This window comes from Thalassospira lohafexi (assembly GCF_002844275.1).
In the GTDB taxonomy this organism is placed as follows: domain Bacteria; phylum Pseudomonadota; class Alphaproteobacteria; order Rhodospirillales; family Thalassospiraceae; genus Thalassospira; species Thalassospira lohafexi.
In genome coordinates, this window is the sequence record NZ_NXGX01000003.1 from 443,138 (window position 1) to 459,987 (window position 16,850).

The 16,850-nt window shown below is 54.3% G+C and carries 16 protein-coding genes; 8 read left to right on the plus strand and 8 right to left on the minus strand.

The window, feature by feature from the left end; all coding sequences use genetic code 11:
• Nucleotides 1–41 precede the first annotated feature (41 nt).
• The 7 genes from COO92_RS09065 to ptsN all read left to right on the plus strand — a co-directional run bounded on the left by COO92_RS09065 (nt 42) and on the right by ptsN (nt 6,384).
• Complete coding sequence (locus COO92_RS09065) at nt 42–1,064, plus strand: KpsF/GutQ family sugar-phosphate isomerase (protein WP_101301504.1); 1,023 nt, start codon at nt 42–44, stop codon at nt 1,062–1,064.
• A 2-nt stretch (nt 1,065–1,066) separates the two neighbouring features.
• Nucleotides 1,067–1,774, plus strand: coding sequence for an LPS export ABC transporter periplasmic protein LptC (gene lptC / locus COO92_RS09070; protein WP_101301506.1), 708 nt, complete (start codon nt 1,067–1,069; stop codon nt 1,772–1,774).
• The gene (locus COO92_RS09075; protein ID WP_101301507.1) at nt 1,771–2,673 is read left to right on the plus strand and encodes an LptA/OstA family protein; all 903 of its coding nucleotides are present in this window, start codon (nt 1,771–1,773) and stop codon (nt 2,671–2,673) included. Before lptC ends, COO92_RS09075 begins: the two co-directional genes overlap by 4 nt.
• A 15-nt stretch (nt 2,674–2,688) precedes the next feature.
• Nucleotides 2,689–3,501: an LPS export ABC transporter ATP-binding protein gene (gene lptB / locus COO92_RS09080; protein ID WP_101301509.1), complete on the plus strand. Its 813-nt coding sequence runs from the start codon at nt 2,689–2,691 to the stop codon at nt 3,499–3,501.
• A 43-nt stretch (nt 3,502–3,544) separates the two neighbouring features.
• Nucleotides 3,545–5,122 carry an RNA polymerase factor sigma-54 gene (gene rpoN / locus COO92_RS09085; protein ID WP_101301511.1) on the plus strand — a complete coding sequence of 526 codons (1,578 nt, stop codon included), beginning with the start codon at nt 3,545–3,547 and terminating at the stop codon, nt 5,120–5,122.
• Between the two features lie 162 nt (nt 5,123–5,284).
• On the plus strand, nt 5,285–5,881 hold the full coding sequence (gene hpf, locus COO92_RS09090; RefSeq protein ID WP_022732863.1) for a ribosome hibernation-promoting factor, HPF/YfiA family: 597 nt from the start codon (nt 5,285–5,287) through the stop codon (nt 5,879–5,881).
• Nucleotides 5,882–5,919: 38 nt separating this feature from the next.
• Entirely contained in the window at nt 5,920–6,384 is a 465-nt protein-coding gene (ptsN, locus tag COO92_RS09095) for a PTS IIA-like nitrogen regulatory protein PtsN (protein WP_028791622.1), read from the plus strand.
• Between the two features lie 130 nt (nt 6,385–6,514).
• On the opposite strand, the gene COO92_RS09100 is transcribed toward ptsN, so the two are convergent.
• The 6 genes from COO92_RS09100 to COO92_RS09125 form a co-directional block, all read right to left on the minus strand.
• A complete protein-coding gene (locus COO92_RS09100; RefSeq protein WP_101301512.1) occupies nt 6,515–8,089 on the minus strand; it encodes an AmpG family muropeptide MFS transporter in 1,575 nt (524 codons plus the stop codon).
• 160 nt (nt 8,090–8,249) lie between these two features.
• Nucleotides 8,250–10,070, minus strand: a complete 1,821-nt coding sequence (gene typA, locus COO92_RS09105; RefSeq protein ID WP_101301781.1) for a translational GTPase TypA — start codon at nt 10,068–10,070, stop codon at nt 8,250–8,252.
• 447 nt (nt 10,071–10,517) lie between these two features.
• A complete protein-coding gene (locus COO92_RS09110) occupies nt 10,518–11,507 on the minus strand; it encodes an adenosine kinase (protein ID WP_101301513.1) in 990 nt (329 codons plus the stop codon).
• A gap of 655 nt (nt 11,508–12,162) precedes the next feature.
• On the minus strand, nt 12,163–13,305 hold the full coding sequence (locus COO92_RS09115; protein WP_101301514.1) for a SirB1 family protein: 1,143 nt from the start codon (nt 13,303–13,305) through the stop codon (nt 12,163–12,165).
• Nucleotides 13,283–13,945, minus strand: coding sequence for a BON domain-containing protein (locus tag COO92_RS09120; protein ID WP_101301516.1), 663 nt, complete (start codon nt 13,943–13,945; stop codon nt 13,283–13,285). Before COO92_RS09120 ends, COO92_RS09115 begins: the two co-directional genes overlap by 23 nt.
• A 135-nt stretch (nt 13,946–14,080) precedes the next feature.
• Nucleotides 14,081–14,944: an AraC family transcriptional regulator gene (locus COO92_RS09125; protein ID WP_101301518.1), complete on the minus strand. Its 864-nt coding sequence runs from the start codon at nt 14,942–14,944 to the stop codon at nt 14,081–14,083.
• 32 nt (nt 14,945–14,976) lie between these two features.
• On the opposite strand from COO92_RS09125, the gene COO92_RS09130 reads away from it, so the two are divergent.
• Nucleotides 14,977–15,384 carry a DUF2000 family protein gene (locus COO92_RS09130; RefSeq protein ID WP_101301520.1) on the plus strand — a complete coding sequence of 136 codons (408 nt, stop codon included), beginning with the start codon at nt 14,977–14,979 and terminating at the stop codon, nt 15,382–15,384.
• Between the two features lie 27 nt (nt 15,385–15,411).
• On the opposite strand, the gene COO92_RS09135 is transcribed toward COO92_RS09130, so the two are convergent.
• Nucleotides 15,412–15,810: a YraN family protein gene (locus COO92_RS09135; RefSeq protein WP_101301522.1), complete on the minus strand. Its 399-nt coding sequence runs from the start codon at nt 15,808–15,810 to the stop codon at nt 15,412–15,414.
• 3 nt (nt 15,811–15,813) lie between these two features.
• Nucleotides 15,814–16,848, minus strand: coding sequence for a 16S rRNA (cytidine(1402)-2'-O)-methyltransferase (rsmI, locus tag COO92_RS09140; RefSeq protein ID WP_101301524.1), 1,035 nt, complete (start codon nt 16,846–16,848; stop codon nt 15,814–15,816).
• Between the last annotated feature and the right edge of the window lie 2 nt (nt 16,849–16,850).

Consider the following 16,850-nt stretch of genomic DNA (forward strand, 5'->3'; position numbering starts at 1 on the left):
TACGCCTGACGTTCCGGGCGGGAAACGCAAACAAGAAACAGATGACAGTGACCCCAGAAGCCAAACAAAACGCCCCACAAAATGTCGGACATACCCCTGCACCTGCTTCCAGTGCCGATCTCGCTGTGGCGCGCCGGGTTCTTGAGATCGAAGCAACTGCCCTACACGAACTGGCCGAATCGCTTGATGGTGCTTTCTGTGCGGCGATTGACCTGATTGAGGGGCTTAAAGGTCGCCTTGTGATTACCGGGATGGGCAAAAGCGGTCATATCGCCAAGAAAATCGCTGCGACCTTTGCCTCGACGGGCACACCATCGTTTTTTGTCCATCCGGCCGAAGCCAGCCACGGTGATCTTGGCATGATCGGCAAGGATGACGGGGTTTTGGCACTGTCCAATTCCGGTGAAACCCCGGAGCTGTCCGATATTATCGCCTTTACACGACGGTTTAATGTCCCGCTGATTGGCATGACGCGCAAACCGCACAGCTCGCTTGCGATGCAAAGTGACTGCCCGCTGGTGTTGCCCGCAAGTCCGGAAGCCTGCCCGAACAAGCAGGCGCCGACGACCTCAACCACCGCCATGCTGGCCTGTGCCGATGCATTGGCGGTGACCTTGATGGAGCGTCGTGGCTTTTCCGCCGAAGATTTCCGCACATTCCATCCCGGCGGCAAACTGGGTCAGCGGTTGCTGCATGTGCGCGATGTCATGCATCCAGCCGACAGCCTGCCATTGATTGCCAAGGATGCCCTGATGTCCGAGGCGCTTGTGACCATGACCAGCCATTCGTTTGGCTGTGTCGGGGTGCTGGGGGATCGCGGTGAGCTGATCGGGATTGTGACCGATGGCGATTTGCGCCGTCACATGGCCAATAATATTGTGGCGATGAAGGTAATGGATGTGATGACGGCAGGGCCGAAGGTGACCAGTGAAATGGCACTTGCGGTCGAAGCACTTGCCATCATGAATGATCGCAGCATTACCGCCCTGTTCGTGCTGGATGAGGCGCAAGTGCCTGTTGGACTGGTCCATATCCATGATCTGCTGCGGTCGGGGGTTGCCTGAGCATGGCCGAGGATCGGGCGCAAAAGGCTGAGAAAGCGGCGCGTGACGCACGCAGCCGTGACCGGCTTCCGTCCGGGCGGCGCGATGTACGGATCAATCCGTTTCGCCGGATCATTGTAACGTCGCTTAAACTCGTTTTGCCATTGATCGCGCTTACCCTGATGGCGTTGGTGGTGTTATGGCCGCAGATCGAACAGGTTCAGGACAGTGGGTTTCGTCTTGGCTTTTCCACGTCTCCTGAGGATTTGATGGAAAATGTTGCCATGTCCAACCCGCGCTTTTTCGGTGTGGATGGCAATCGGCAGCCGTTTACCGTCACCGCACAGGAAGCCATCGAAAACCAGGCCGATGACGGTCACGATGATCATGTTTACCTTGATACCCCACAGGCCGATATCACGCTTGAAGACGGGTCGTGGATTGCGCTGACGGCCAATGAAGGGTTCTATACCGAAACCGATGGTGTGCTTGATCTGGTCGGGGCGGTGAATATGTACCACGATAACGGGTTTGAAATTCACACCCAGAAAGCTGAAATCGAAATGAACGTTGGCAACGCCAGCGGATCGGTTCCGGTTGATGGGCAGGGGCCGTTTGGCACGATCAAATCGGATTCCGGGTTTGAACTGGAAGACAAAGGGGCGGTCATCCGCTTTTTGGGGAACGCCAAAATGGTGATTTTCGATAGTGCATTGAAAGGGAAGTCATGATCGCAACGGCGCGTTTGGCCCGCACACAGGCAGCCGCAGGGCGTTTATTGGCAACGGCCCTTTTGGTCGGAAGCATTGTGGGTGTCAGCACCCTGATGCAGGCCACCGTGATGCAACAGGCACATGCCAATCCGCTGGGGCTGGCACAGAACGGCAGTGGCGGGCTTGAGGTTGAGTCTGATAACGGCATTGAATGGCGCCGCAATGAGCAAATCCTGATTGCGCGCGGCAATGCGGTGGCAAAACGCGGAACATCGCGGGTCGATGCCGATGAATTGCAGGCATTATATCGGGATCGCGATGGCAACAGCGAGATTTACCGCATCATTGCGACCGGCAACGTCAGATTATCATCTGATACCGATGTCGCGACCGGCGATAAGGCGGTTTACGATATTGATCAGGCGGTTGTGGTGCTGACTGGTGAAAACCTGAAATACCAAACCCCGAAAGAAACCCTGACGGCGGAAGAAAGTCTGGAATACTGGGAAACCGATCGGATTGCGGTGGCCCGTGGCAATGCGGTTGCGGTTGCCGAAGACCGGACATTGCGGGGCGATACATTGACTGCACGGTTCGAGCCGGGCGAAGGCGGGACCAACGAACTGCGCCGCATCGATGGCGACGGCAATGTAACAATCCGCACACCAACCGACTTTGTCATTGGTGATCAAGGGGTTTATGATGCTAAAACAGGTATCGCTACTTTGATTGGATCGGTTAAGATTACACGCGGCGAGAACCAGCTGAACGGGGATCGCGCGGTTGTTGATCTGAATACCGGCATCAGCCGCCTGACGACCAATGGCACAGGTGGCAGCAAAAACCGTGTCCGGGGCCTTCTGATCCCAGAAAAAGACGAAAAAGACGGCCCGGCAGACGCCGGGACAGGAAATTGAGGAAAGGTCGGTAATTTGTTCTGGTCGCGCAAAGGCGTAAAATCCGACACAGCAAACGGGCAGGCTGCATCTTCTGTGGAGGGCGGGCCGCGTTTGGTGACCGCGAACAAGGGGCTGGTGGCGCATAATCTTGGCAAAAGCTTCAAGAAACGCCCGGTTCTCAAAGACGTGTCGATGTCTGTGCAGCGTGGTGAGGCAGTTGGTCTTTTGGGGCCAAACGGTGCGGGCAAGACCACCAGTTTTTACATCATTACCGGACTGATTGCCTCTGATCGCGGGTCGATTTCGCTTGATGGACGCGACATTACATCGATGCCGATGTATCAGCGCGCGCGCCTTGGGATTGGCTATTTGCCACAGGAAGCATCGATTTTCCGCGGCATGACGGTCGAACAAAACATCATGGCCGTGCTTGAGGTGGTCGAAGATGACCGCATCAAACGCGAACAGAACCTTGAAGACCTTTTGGCAGAATTTGCCATTGAGCACCTGCGCCGGACACCGGCACTGGCATTGTCGGGCGGGGAACGCCGACGTTGCGAGATTGCACGTGCGCTTGCGGCCCATCCGAACTTTGTTCTTCTGGACGAACCGCTGGCCGGGATTGACCCGATTGCCGTGGGGGATATTCGCGATCTTGTACGTCATCTGAAAGATCGTGGCATTGGGGTCTTGATTACCGACCACAATGTGCGCGAGACTCTCGACATTATTGACCGGGCATATATCTTGCATGATGGCCGGGTTTTGATGGAAGGTGGTCCCGATGAAATCGTTAGAAATGACGATGTTCGCAGGGTTTATCTGGGCGATCGTTTTAGCCTGTGACCATTTCTTGGGGGGAATCGGATTGACACGGGGTAGTGCATAAATGGCCCTGAAGGCGCGGCTTGATCTTCGCCAGTCCCAGTCTCTTGTCATGACGCCGCAATTGCAGCAGGCGATTAAGCTGTTGCAATTCAACAATATTGAACTTTCCAATTTCATTGACAGTGAGCTGCTTGAGAATCCGCTGCTGGAACGCGCGGACCCGGGGCAGACGTATGCCGAATCGGGCGATAGCGCGGTCGGCAATGGCGACGACGGGATCGATCAACGCACCAGTGACAATTTCACCGACCGCGATGACCAGTTCGGTACCGACCGCCTGACAGCCAGTGAAACCATGGGGGCGGGTGACAGTCCGCTCGATGTCGCCAGCGACGCGCTGTATGACGGCGAGGGCGAGATTTCCCAAAATGGCGCGCCTGTTTCGGGCAGCCATGACTATTCCGCGCCCTATAGCGGCGGTGCGGGCGGCGGCGGTTCAGGTGGGGGCAGTGGTGATGAACTGCCCAGCCTTGAACAAACCCTTGCCGATGAAGCAACGCTTCGTCAGTCGCTTGATGATCAGCTCAACATTGCATTTGCCGATGCAAGGTCACGCATGATCGGCAGTTATCTGATCGATATGCTTGATGATAATGGCTATCTCAGTGGGGAACTTGACGAGGTGTCATCCTCGCTTGAGTGCGACCTTTCGGATGTGAAGCATGTTTTGTCGGTAATGCAGGGGTTTGATCCGGTCGGGATTTTTGCCCGTGGTTTGGCCGAATGTCTTGAGCTGCAATTGCGCGATCTAAACCGGTTTGATCCGGCAATGGCGGCCCTACTGGCCAATCTTGAATTGCTGGCGAAACGCGAATTTGACCGGTTGCGCCGGATTTGCGGTGTCGATGCCGATGATCTGCACGACATGATCGCCGAGATCAAAACGCTTGATCCACGCCCCGGCCGCACGGCCGACGGTGAAGTGGCAACACCGGTGATCCCCGATGTTTTGATGCGCGCTGCGGGCAATGGCAACTGGCATCTTGAACTGAATACCGATGCGCTGCCGCGGGTTTTGGTCAATGAGGAATATGTCGCGGAAATCGGGTCTGGTTTGCGTGACCGCGAAGAACGCGGCTTTATGAGTGAAAAACTGCAAACCGCCAACTGGCTGGTGAAGGCCCTGCATCAGCGCGCGACCACCATCATGAAGGTGTCGACCGAAATTGTCCGCCAGCAGGACGGGTTCTTTAGCCACGGGGTGTCGCATTTGCGCCCGTTGATCCTGCGCGATATTGCCGAGGCGATTGGCATGCATGAAAGTACGGTATCGCGGGTGACCAATGGCAAGTTTATGTCGACCCCGCGCGGGATGTTTGAACTGAAATATTTCTTCACCACAGCGATTTCATCATCGGTGGGCGGAGATTCATATTCGTCGGAATCAGTGCGTCACCGGATCAAGTCATTGATCGATATGGAAGATCCGAAAAAGATTTTGTCAGACGACAAACTGGTCGAACTTCTGCAAAAGGAAGGGATCGACATTGCACGCCGAACAGTGGCAAAATACCGCGAAGCGATGCGCATTGCGTCCTCTGTTCAGCGCCGTCGCGAAAAAAAATCACGTGCTTCCTAGCACTTTTTTACCAGAAAAATGCGCCATAAGGTGCTGTAATTTAAGGTAGAATACCCATATCTTGACTTGGCTATTACGAGGGAATATGGTGCGCCCACCTGATTGAGGGGCTCCAAACATCCATATGTACTGGGAAGTCACTCAAAGAGGGATAGGCGATCCATGCAAATTACGGTTATCGGTAAGCAACTTGACGTAGGAAATGCTCTTCGCGAGCACGTCGTCGAGACCTTGGACCCTGCGGTAGAGAAATATTTCGATCACGCGATCGAAGCCACGGTGACACTCACCAAACAGGCGCATCTCTATCATACGCAAATTTCGGTCCATGTCGGCAAGGGCATGATGGTGCAGGCCAAAGCATCGGCGGATGAAGTTTATCCTGCCTTTGATGGGGCCTGCGACAAAGTGGCCAAGCAGTTGCGGCGCTATAAAAGGCGCCTGCGTGATCATCACGCCAGCCGGGACCATCATGAGCAGGCCCGCCTAGATGCGATCCACTATGTGATCGCGCAAGAAGACGATGATCATTCGGATGACACTCACGTAAATGGCTATGAACCAGTGATTGTTGCCGAAACGCCCGATCGCATTGATACGCTTTCTGTTGGGGAAGCGGTCATGCGGCTCGACTTGGGGGACATTCCGGCACTTATGTTCCGGAATGGCAAACATGGCGGATTGAATGTTGTGTACCGTCGTGCCGACGGAAATATCGGGTGGCTTGATCCAGCCGATGAGGAAGCCGGTGCAGCGTGACGGACGCGGATTCTGAGCCAAACAACGCAACGCGAAAAATGGACATATCATCTATTCTTACCCCGTCCGGGGTTATTCCGGCACTGCGGTCCGGTGCGAAAAAGGCTGTGCTTGAGGAACTTGCCGAGAAAGCAGCCGAAGTTACCGGACGCGATGCAAGCGAGATTTTCTCTGTCCTGCTTGATCGTGAGAAACTAGGCAGCACTGGCGTTGGCGGTGGTGTCGCAATTCCGCATGGCAAGCTGAATGATCTTGATCGGCTTTACATGGTCTTTGCCCGTGCTCAGAACCCGATTGAGTTCGATGCGGTTGATGAGCATCCGGTGGATTTGTTCTGCATGTTGATTGCGCCCGAAGAAGCCGGTGCGGATCATCTGAAGGCGTTGGCGCGGATTTCCCGCCTGCTGCGCAATCAGGGCATGTGTGACAAGCTGCGTGGTGCGGGCTCTGCTGATGCGATCTATGCGCTGCTGACACAGGATGAGGCCGAACAGGCCGCCTGAAAAGGTCAGTGATCGGCGGGTAATCCCCGTACGCACAGATAACAGCCCAGAATTTAAAAAAACCGGACGCCCGTTAAGGCGTCCGGTTTTGCTTTATGGACGGCATGCAAGAGCGATCAGCTGTTGACCATCAGCCCTCAGCTTCGGCTGGCGTACGATCCTTGTTTGGATTTTCCACATCGGTTAAACGGCCCGCCAGAACGACAAGGTACAATACCGGAATGCCGATGATGGCGGTGCCAATGAAGAACCAGCTGTATCCGACCGCATCAACAACCGTGCCCGAGAACCCGGCGAGGATCTTTGGAAACAGGGTCATGATCGAACTAAAGATCGCGTATTGCATGGCCGTAAAGGAAATATTGGTCAGGCCTGACAGATAGGCAATGAAGGCCGCCGTTGCCAAACCACCCGACAGGTTGTCGGCCATGATCACCACGGCAAACATGATGGTGTTTGCCCCCATATGGGCCATAAAGGCAAACAGGATATTGGTGATAGCCGAAAGTAACGCCCCGACAAACAGGATGCGCACAACCCCGTAGCGCACCGACAAAACCCCGCCCATGAAACTGCCGGCAATGGTCATGAACAGACCAAATGTTTTGGACACGGCGGCGATTTCTTCCTTGGAAAAGCCAAGGTCGGTGTAAAACACGTTGGCCATGACCCCCATGACGATATCGGCAATGCGATAGACGCCAATCAGGATCAGGATAATGATCGCGGCCTTGCCATAACGATCAATGAAGTCCTTTACCGGTGCGATATAGGTTTCACGCACCATGCCCGTCGGAGTGAGGCCGACCCGCGTGGTCAGCCAAGCGACCAAAATGGCAACGGCAATCGAAATCGCAAGTTTGAGGGTGCCGGCAATAAACCCGGCAAGCTCGCTGATCATGCCACCATCGCGCAAGATGGCTTTGAGTGGGTCGGTGATGTCCCCGGCATAGAGATTGGCAAGGATGAAGGCGATGACCGTGACGGCAAACATCGCAAGAAATCGCACGTAATCGGATGTTTCGTGGAAATACTTGCTGTCGGTGCGGTTTACGGCCGGTTCACGGATCAATAGCGTTGTAATCACCCCGATACACATCGCAAGCGCCATACAGCCGTACGCCATTGTCCAGGCAAAGGGTTGGTAACTGCCTTCGGCTTCAAACAGCCCGGCAATGGTGAGCGCCCCGGCGCCGGCAACGATCATGCCGATGCGATAGCCGCCAATATAGGCTGAACTCATCATCGCCTGAAGATCGGTATCGGCGGCCTCGATGCGATAGGCATCAATCACGATATCCTGTGTGGCCGAGGCAAAGCCAAGGGCAACGGCGGCAAAGGCCATCATGGTAAGGTTTTGTGCCGGATCGGTCAGCCCCATCCACAGGATGGCGCCGATGATGCACCCTTGGGCAATGATCAGCCAACTGCGCCGACGCCCCAGAATACCGTGCAGGACCGGGAAGGGTAGCCGGTCAATCAGTGGCGCCCAGACGAATTTGAACGAATAGCCAAGGGCGGCCCAACTGAAATAGGTAACGGTGGAACGATCCACGCCCGCTTCGCGCAGCCAGATCGACAGGGTGGAGAAAATCAGAAGGATGGGAATGCCCGCAGACAAGCCCATAAACAGCATTGTGATGACACGTGGATGGATGAAGGCGCCAAAGGCCTCGCTCCAGCTTCGTTTTTCTGCGCTGTGCATCAATTTCCCCCGTTTGAATGCCACGTGGACACAAAGTAGGGGAAACTGGTTAAGGAATGCCGAAATCGTCCGGCTATGATGCAAAGGACCCTAAAGGGCCTTAAACGCAAAAAAGGCCGATCCATCTGGACCGGCCTTTTTCAATTCAGGTGCGAAACGATTAGACGGTTTCGGATTCTGATTTACGGCTTTCGCGTTTGCGCACGTTCGGATCGAGGTGCAGCTTACGAATACGAATGCTTGTCGGCGTTACTTCGACCAGCTCGTCGTTCTGGATGTAGGCAAGGGCCTCTTCCAGGGACATGCGGCGCGGCGGGGTCAGGGTGATGGCGTCATCCTTGCCCGATGCACGAACGTTGGTCAGTTTTTTGCCTTTGAGGATGTTAACCTCAAGATCATTGTTACGATTGTGTTCGCCAATGACCATGCCTTCGTAAACGCGTGTGCCCGATTCGATGAACATTGCGCCACGATCTTCCAAGCCCCAAAGAGCATAGGCAACCGCGTCGCCCTGATCGTTTGAAATCAGAACGCCGTTACGACGGCCTGCAATGGCACCTTTGACCGGGCCATAGGAATGGAACACACGGTTCATAACGCCGGTACCGCGGGTATCGGTGAGGAATTCACCGTGATAGCCGATCAGGCCACGCGACGGTGCGTGGAAGATGATACGGGTCTTGCCGCCACCTGATGACCGCATGTCGGTCATTTCGGCTTTGCGCAGGCTCATTTTCTCAACAACCGAACCAGCGTATTCTTCGTCAACGTCGACCTGAACTTCTTCGAACGGCTCAGACATGACGCCGTTGATTTCCTGGATCAGAACGCGCGGACGCGAGATCGAAAGTTCATAGCCTTCGCGGCGCATGGTTTCGATCAGAACGCCAAGCTGAAGTTCGCCACGACCGGCAACTTCAAAGGCGTCTTTATCTGCGGTTTCACCGATCTTGATCGCGATGTTGCCTTCGGCTTCGCGCTCGAGACGGGCACGGATCATGCGGGATGTAACTTTGTCGCCTTCCTGACCGGCCAGCGGCGAGTTGTTGACCGAGAAGGTCATCGCCAGCGTCGGCGGATCAATCGGCTGACTTGCAATCGCGGTGGTGATTTCGGTCGAGCAGATGGTGTCGGCAACGGTTGCGTTGGTCAGGCCCGCAATTGCGATGATGTCACCAGCATTTGCTTCTTCCTGAGGCACACGATCCAGACCGCGGAAGCCCATCAGTTTGGACAGACGGCCGGTTTCAACTGTGCCATCGCCGCGAAGAACCTTAACCGGCATGTTGAGTTTCGCACGGCCCTGCGCGATACGACCGGTCAGGATACGACCCAGGAAGTTATCGGCATGCAGCATGGTCGCAATCATTGCGAACGGTGCGTCAACGTCTGCCTTCGGAGCCGGAACATAGCTCAGAACCAGATCCATAAGCGGGGTCAGGTTTTCTTTCGGACCTTCTGGTGCTTCGGCAGCCCAGCCATCACGGCCAGATGCATAAAGCGTCGGGAAGTCGAGCTGTTCATCGGATGCTTCAAGCGACACGAAGAGATCGAAAATCTCGTCGAGAACTTCTTCGGCGCGCTCATCCGGACGGTCGATCTTGTTAATGATGACGATTGGCTTCAGGCCAAGCTTCAGGGCTTTACCCAGAACGAATTTGGTCTGTGGCATTGGGCCTTCGGCCGAGTCAACCAGCAGAACAACACCATCAACCATCGACAGGATACGTTCGACTTCACCACCGAAATCGGCGTGGCCCGGGGTATCAACGATGTTGATACGGGTCTCGCCCCACTGAATTGCGGTCGGCTTTGCCATAATGGTAATGCCGCGTTCGCGTTCCAGATCGTTGCTGTCCATGGCGCGTTCATCAACGCGCTGGTTATCACGATAGACGCCCGACTGGCGGAACATCGCATCGACGAGGGTGGTTTTGCCATGGTCAACGTGAGCGATGATGGCGATATTGCGCAAGTTCATTGGCGCGGACTCCAGAATAAAAATGCCGCGCGCCGGGATGTGTCCCTTGCGCATCGGTCAGTAAAAGTTTCAAGGCCAGTAGATATTCAGCCGCCCTAAGACCGGGTTCATCCGGTCGGCAAGGTCAAACCCGCGCAATTTGCGCAGCACGGCACATGCTGAATGTTTACTGGCCCAAAGACATTTTGCAGGCTGGCTCGAAAGCTGCCCTGTCATAGCCAATGTGGAGGCGAATGACCAGCCTCGTGCACGCCATGCGGGGTTGATTTTTCTGCAATGCGGGCTGTTTGCGCTAAACTCTGTATAAAGTCAATGCTTGTGTGCAGTGCAAAGCCACGGAATCTGTGCTGTTTGCCAAAATAAAACGGGACGGCAAACAAATATTGCCGTCCCGTGAAATCTTTCGAGGCTTGTCTCAGGGCATGTAAATCATGTCCTGCAAACCGCTCAAATGGCCTTGTTGATCAGGTCCTTAAGGTCGGCAACCGGGCGTGCGCCCATATGTGAAATGACTTCGGCGGCGCAAATCGCACCCAGCTGACCACAGGTCGCAAGGTCATGCCCCTTGGTGTAGCCATAGAGGAAACCCGATGCGAACAAATCACCAGCCCCGGTGGTATCAAGTACGCGCGCGACAGGTTCGGCGCTGATTTCATAAAGCTCGTTATCTGAAACAATCACCGCACCCTTTTCACTGCGGGTCAGGGCCGCGACCTTGCAGTGTTTGCGCACTTCGGCCAGCGCTTCTTCAAAGGTTTCAACCTCATAGAGCGACTTGATTTCGTCTTCGTTGGCAAACAGCACGTCAATATGGTTATGCACCAGATCGCGAAACGATTCGCGATGACGGTCAACACAGAATGAGTCAGACAGGCTGATGGAAACCTGACGGCCTGCTTCGTGGGCGACCTTGGCGGCCTTGATAAAGGCGTCCTTGGCTTCTGGACGATCCCAAAGATAGCCTTCCATGTAGGTCAGCTTTGCCGATTTGATCAGATCCTCGTCGATGTCTTCCGGGCCAAGTTCCGCACAGGCACCCAAAAAGGTGTTCATGGTGCGGTCACCATCCGGGGTGACAAAAATCAGGCAGCGCGCGGTCGGCGACCCTGTGGTTGACGGGGTGGAATTGAACTGCACACCAATTGCACGAATGTCATGGCGAAACACCTGACCGAGCTGGTCATCGCGGACTTTGCCGATATAGGCGCCTTTGCCACCAAGGGCTGCGATGCCGGCCATGGTGTTGCCAGCTGACCCGCCCGACATTTCCATGCCCGGCCCCATCTGTTCATACAAACGATCCGCATCATCCGCGTCGATCAGGGTCATAGAGTTCTTAACCAGATTCAGCCGTTTGAGGTCTTCTTCCTTGCAGTTGGCAAGGACATCAACGATGGCGTTTCCGATCCCGACGACGTCGACTTTGGTGTCGTGCATGTAATTCATTCCTGCGATGTGTGCGTTTGCGTGTTTGATTCGTACGGTATGGCGCGTGGGCCTTCAGCGTAACGGGCCGTTTGGGCATGTGCCGAACCGGACCGTCTTTATATAATAGGTGACGTTATATCATAGGGGCCATTGGGCATTGGCGGGAGTATAGGCATTGCAATTATTGGTGCAAGTGTTGCGACCGTTTCGTGACCGGTCGTTTAACCTCGCGTTAAGGACCTGAAAAACTACATACGATGTTTTTTGCACCGATTTTGAAACGAGATTCCCGAGCCTGCAGTTTAAACATCGTGCGATGAGTCAATTGAATCCCATCCGGCGCGGAAGAATGAATCATAAGTCCCGGAAAACTGCCAGATTTCGCAAATTAGCGGTCCGTGATGCACAACAAGGGACATTCCCCGGATTTGAGGGTGAGAACGGAGCAAAAATACGTAAACAAGAATTTTTAACTGTTTTTAATCTCGGATTTTACCTGCATTCGATTTCTTTGAGGCAGCGGACAAACTGGTTTGTATTGAAATAAGAATAATAATTTATCTGTATAATGATCAGTATAGATAATATTAATTAATCTAACATAGCGAAAAATGGCATTTTAGCATGCTGTGCCGGTTTGTGGCCGACCAAGCCTTCATTCGAGTCAATGGTCGCTTGAGGAGGGGGTGTCAGACGCGTTTGTGGTGTTGGTAACCGACATCAAATTGGGATAAAGCGGGATTGGCGCATTGTCCTTTGCGTCGTTTTTGACACTGTCATCATCTGTGACGGCAGGGGCTTTTGTTGTGGTGAGCCCATCGGTGTGGCAGAGGACATCAAGTCCAAGCCGATCGCGTAATTCTTCGATAACTGCTTCGATTCTGGTGCGATGAAGGGGGTCTTCACATAGGGCCACAAACTGTTCAAAGGCGCCCAGCGCCTTATGATCTTCATTAAGGCGGGCATACAGTGCGCCGAGCTGATGCCACAGGCCTTCATGGTCGGGTGCGATCAACAGGCTATGCTCGATAATGCGGGTCGCATGGGTCAATTCCCCGGCACGAAGCGCACGAACCTTAATGTTGTTTTGAAGTCGTAACAAAATAGAAACGTCGGAAGATTCGCAATAATGGCGGGGTTCGAGTTCGGCATCGAGACCACTAAACGATTTTAAAAGTTCGCGTAGCTCGGCCGGGCCAAGGGCAATGCCGCCATGGAACGGGTCAATCATGCGGCGTTTGCCATTTGACTGCAGACGCAACAGAAAATGACCCGGGAAATCAATGCCGGTAATCGTAAAGTCACAACGGCGCGCCACATGGATATAAAGCATGGCCAATGCGACGGGCAGACCACGTTTGCGGTCCATGACCTTCATCAGATCGGCGTTTTCCATGTCATCATAGTTTTCCGCATCCCCCTGAAAGCCATGTCGGGTCGGGATGACAGATTGCAGCGTCGATACGATTTGTTCGATGGAGGCCTGTGCCAAGGTTTCTGGCGCCAAGGTGTTGTTGTCTGGCGCCACCTTGGCGGATGCCACTGTGTCGTGCCCGGATTTTGCCAACAGGGCGGCAAGATCGGAACGAACCTGATCGGCCAGATCATCAAGCCGGGCAAGATACGGTGCAATGTCGCGTGCGTTGTTTGGATCGTTGATCCGCGCAAAACGCAATGCGGCTTCTGCTGCCGTGGCGTCGGGCTTATTGCCCTTGCCATAATCGACAAGCCATTGGCGATCCGGATCGGTCGGGTCTGTGATGTGGCGAATACTGTTAATAGGATCAGGTTCCTTGCCGGTTTGCATCATTTTTCAGGCGAATATGGCTGACCACCCGTCTAACATAGCTGGTATCGCGGGCATGTGCGATGACGCGATTGCGTTCAAGGTCATCCTGGGCAATCCCCATCAGATGCACCGTGCCCTTTACGGTTTCGATGCTGTAATTGATCGCAAAGACATCGGTATCAAACATCAGGGCTGTTTTAATGCGGGTCGTGATCAGAAGGTCATTGGCATTGTCCATGAAGGATGCACCTTCGCCGACACTGATTTCATTAAGCACACTGCGTACACCACCAACCTGCCAGGTGAGTTTCACGGCTTCAAGTTCGTCCGTTGCTGATTTGACTTCACCGGCCAGTAGAACTTCGCCTTCGACAACTTCGATCTCGATATTGAGAAACAGGGATTCGTCCTGTGCCAGAAACTTTTGCCAGATTTCGGCTGTAATTGCCGTGTCGCTTACTGCCCCTTCAAACCCGCGTTCCTGAAAGGCCGCGACCCCGGCGGTTGCCCCGGCCCCAATGGCCATCGATGTGCAGCCCGCCAACGGCAGAATGCCAAAACCGGTGAATGCCAAGGTTAGTAAAATACAAAAACGCCGCTTGGCATCGCTTGGCCGTGTGCCAATGAAATGCCGGGCTGTGTCATATGCTGACGCCATATGCCGAAGTCTCGTCCCGATTCCCCAAATAATGTCCCATCATTACCCCATCGGGTTAAGGAGTTTTAAAATCCGGACCGGTTTATCAGAAAATATGCATTTTATCTTTGCCGGAGCCTTTTAATTTCGGGGTATTCAGTGGCGATGAGGGGCCGCCAGTTCCGACCAGCGTCCTGGTGTCAGGCCAAATGCCTGACGGAAATGCCGGTTAAAATGGCTTTGATCGGAAAATCCGGTTTCAACTGCAATGCCCGCAAGCGGTTGACCCAGCGTGATCAGGGCGCGGGCCTGTTGCAGGCGCCGCATGATCAGATAGCGATAGGGTGTTGTTCCGAAACGGGCGCGAAAATGCCTGATCAACCGATAACGATCCATGTCGGCCACCTGTTCAAGTTCGTGCGATAGAACCGGGCGATCAAAATTGGATTCAAGGAATGCGCGTACCTGCTCCATCTGCAGGCTTGCATTGTATCGCGATTGTTTCAGGGGTGTTTTGGCATGTTGTGAAAGACGATGTGCGATGTCGGTGACGAATTGATCGCGCAACAATGGATCAACGTCGCTTTCAAGTTCACCCAAAACAGATGCAAGGATCGCCCACAGTGCAGGATCGTGAATGATGGGATCGCCGACAAACGGCAGGGATGCTGTTTCATGATCAAGGCCGCGCCGCAAAAGGGCCGGTTCAAGATAGAGCATGCGATACTGCAATCCATCATCGGTGCCAGCGCCGCCATCATGTAATTCATCGGGATGCAGCACAATGACGTTGCCCGGATTGCTGGCGCGATATTCGCCACGATAATTAAACGTCTGCACCCCGCGCATGGTAATGCCAAGCGCATAGGTGTCATGGCGGTGTGGGGAAAACATATTGCCAAAGAACTGTGCTTCGATGCGCTCAATCCCGGGGGAGGCAGGGGCCGCAATGAACCGCTCACGCGTTTTGCACAAACGTTCAATACCGGGTTCACCGTCCTGTTCTATTGCTTCTGTCATGACCTGATAACCCAACCGGATGGAGGACGCATATGTTCGAGACCAAAGTGGCGCTGGTGTTGCGCGATGATTTGCAGATGTGGCAGTCACTGAATGTGACGGCCTTTCTGATGAGCGGCATTGTCGCCCAAACACCTGACATCATCGGCGAACCCTATGTCGATGCGAAGAACAATCTTTACAACCCGCTGTCACGTCAGCCGGCCATCGTTCTGACGGCGGATGCGCAAACCATTGCGAAAATTCATCAACGCGCCATAAACCGTGGCATTCGGGCATCTGCCTATATCGAAGAAATGTTTGCCACCGGCCATGATGGCGCCAACCGGGATGTTTTTGCCAGACTGGCCCCCGATGACGCCCAGTTTGTGGGTATTGGCATTCATGCCGACAAACGCATTGTCGATAAAATCACCAAGGGGGCAAAGATGCATCCCTAAGATATTGGGGGTGTGGGTATCGGCAAATTAGCGCGGTTCTGTATGCCAGGCATTTTTCAGATGTTCGATCCGGTACCATTTGCCAACAATCATCAGATCAAGACGCAAATCACCCTGATGGCCAATGTGCCCGGCATAAGATTCAAGCGCACGTGCAATGCGGTTTTGCTGTTGCGGGCGGATGGCCAGAAGGGCATCGGCGCGATTGGTGCGGTTTTTAACCTCGATCGCGGCGATCAGGTTTGCGCGCTTGGCGATGATGTCAATTTCGCCAAGCGGGCTGCGATACCGGGTAGCAAGAATGCGATATCCCTTAAGACGCAACCAAAATCCACACAGGGTTTCTGCCCGACGACCGGCCTTTTCTGCCCGTTTGCGTTTTGATTTATCACCGGGTGCTGGGGGGCGAGAACGCGACGGGGCCATGGCTTAGTCGTCCGATGGTTTGGCAAGTGCGAGCGCACGATTATAAAGGTCGCGTTTTTTAAGCCCGGTTTCCTTGGCAAGGATATCGGCGGCATCCTTGGTGCGGTGGGTTTTGATCAGGTCGGAAAGTCGGGCGTCGATGTCTTCGGGGCTTGGTTCATTCCCGGTTTCATCGGCCGGGCCGACAATGACCACAACCTCGCCCTTGGGCGCACCTTGTTCGGCGTAATGGGCGGCTAATTCATCAAGTGTGCCGTTGCGGACTTCTTCGAACATCTTGGTCAGTTCGCGGGTGACCGCGGCTTCGCGCGTACCACCAAGCATTTCAGCCATATCAACCAGACTGGCGGCAAGACGTTTGGGGCTTTCAAGGAAAATCAAACTGCCGGGGATCGGGGCAAAGCGCGCCAGTTCCTTTTTGCGCGCCATGGTTTTGGGCGGCAAAAATCCGGCATAAAAGAAATGATCGCTGGGAAGCCCCGACAGGATCAGGGCGATAATCGGGGAGGAAGCGCCCGGTGCTGCGGTAACGTTAAAGCCTTCGGCCTTACAATCGCGCACCAGTTTATAGCCCGGATCATTGATCAGCGGCGTGCCTGCATCGGAAATCAGCGCCAGTCCCTGACCCTTGCCAAGTCGGTCCATGATTTCCGGCCGTAATTTGGCGGCGTTATGTTCGTGATAGGCAATGCGTTTGGTTTTTACCCCATAGCGCGACAGCAATTTTCCCGATGTGCGGGTGTCTTCGCACAGGATAATATCGGCGCGTTTGAGGATATCGAGTGCGCGGAACGTAATATCGCCCAAATTTCCGATTGGAGTAGCAACAAGATAAAGACCAGATGAAAGTGGTAAATGGCTTTCATCATGTTTACTTGATCGGTCGCCCGCATTACCCTGCGTGCGAAACGAGTTATCGGGAGGTGAGAGTGGATTCTCCGAAACGTCATCCGGGGCAAAATCAGGCGCCGCGTCGTCAGGCGTTGAAGAATTTTGATCGGGATTCGGCTTGGTGCCGTGTCGTGTGCCGGACGGCATCT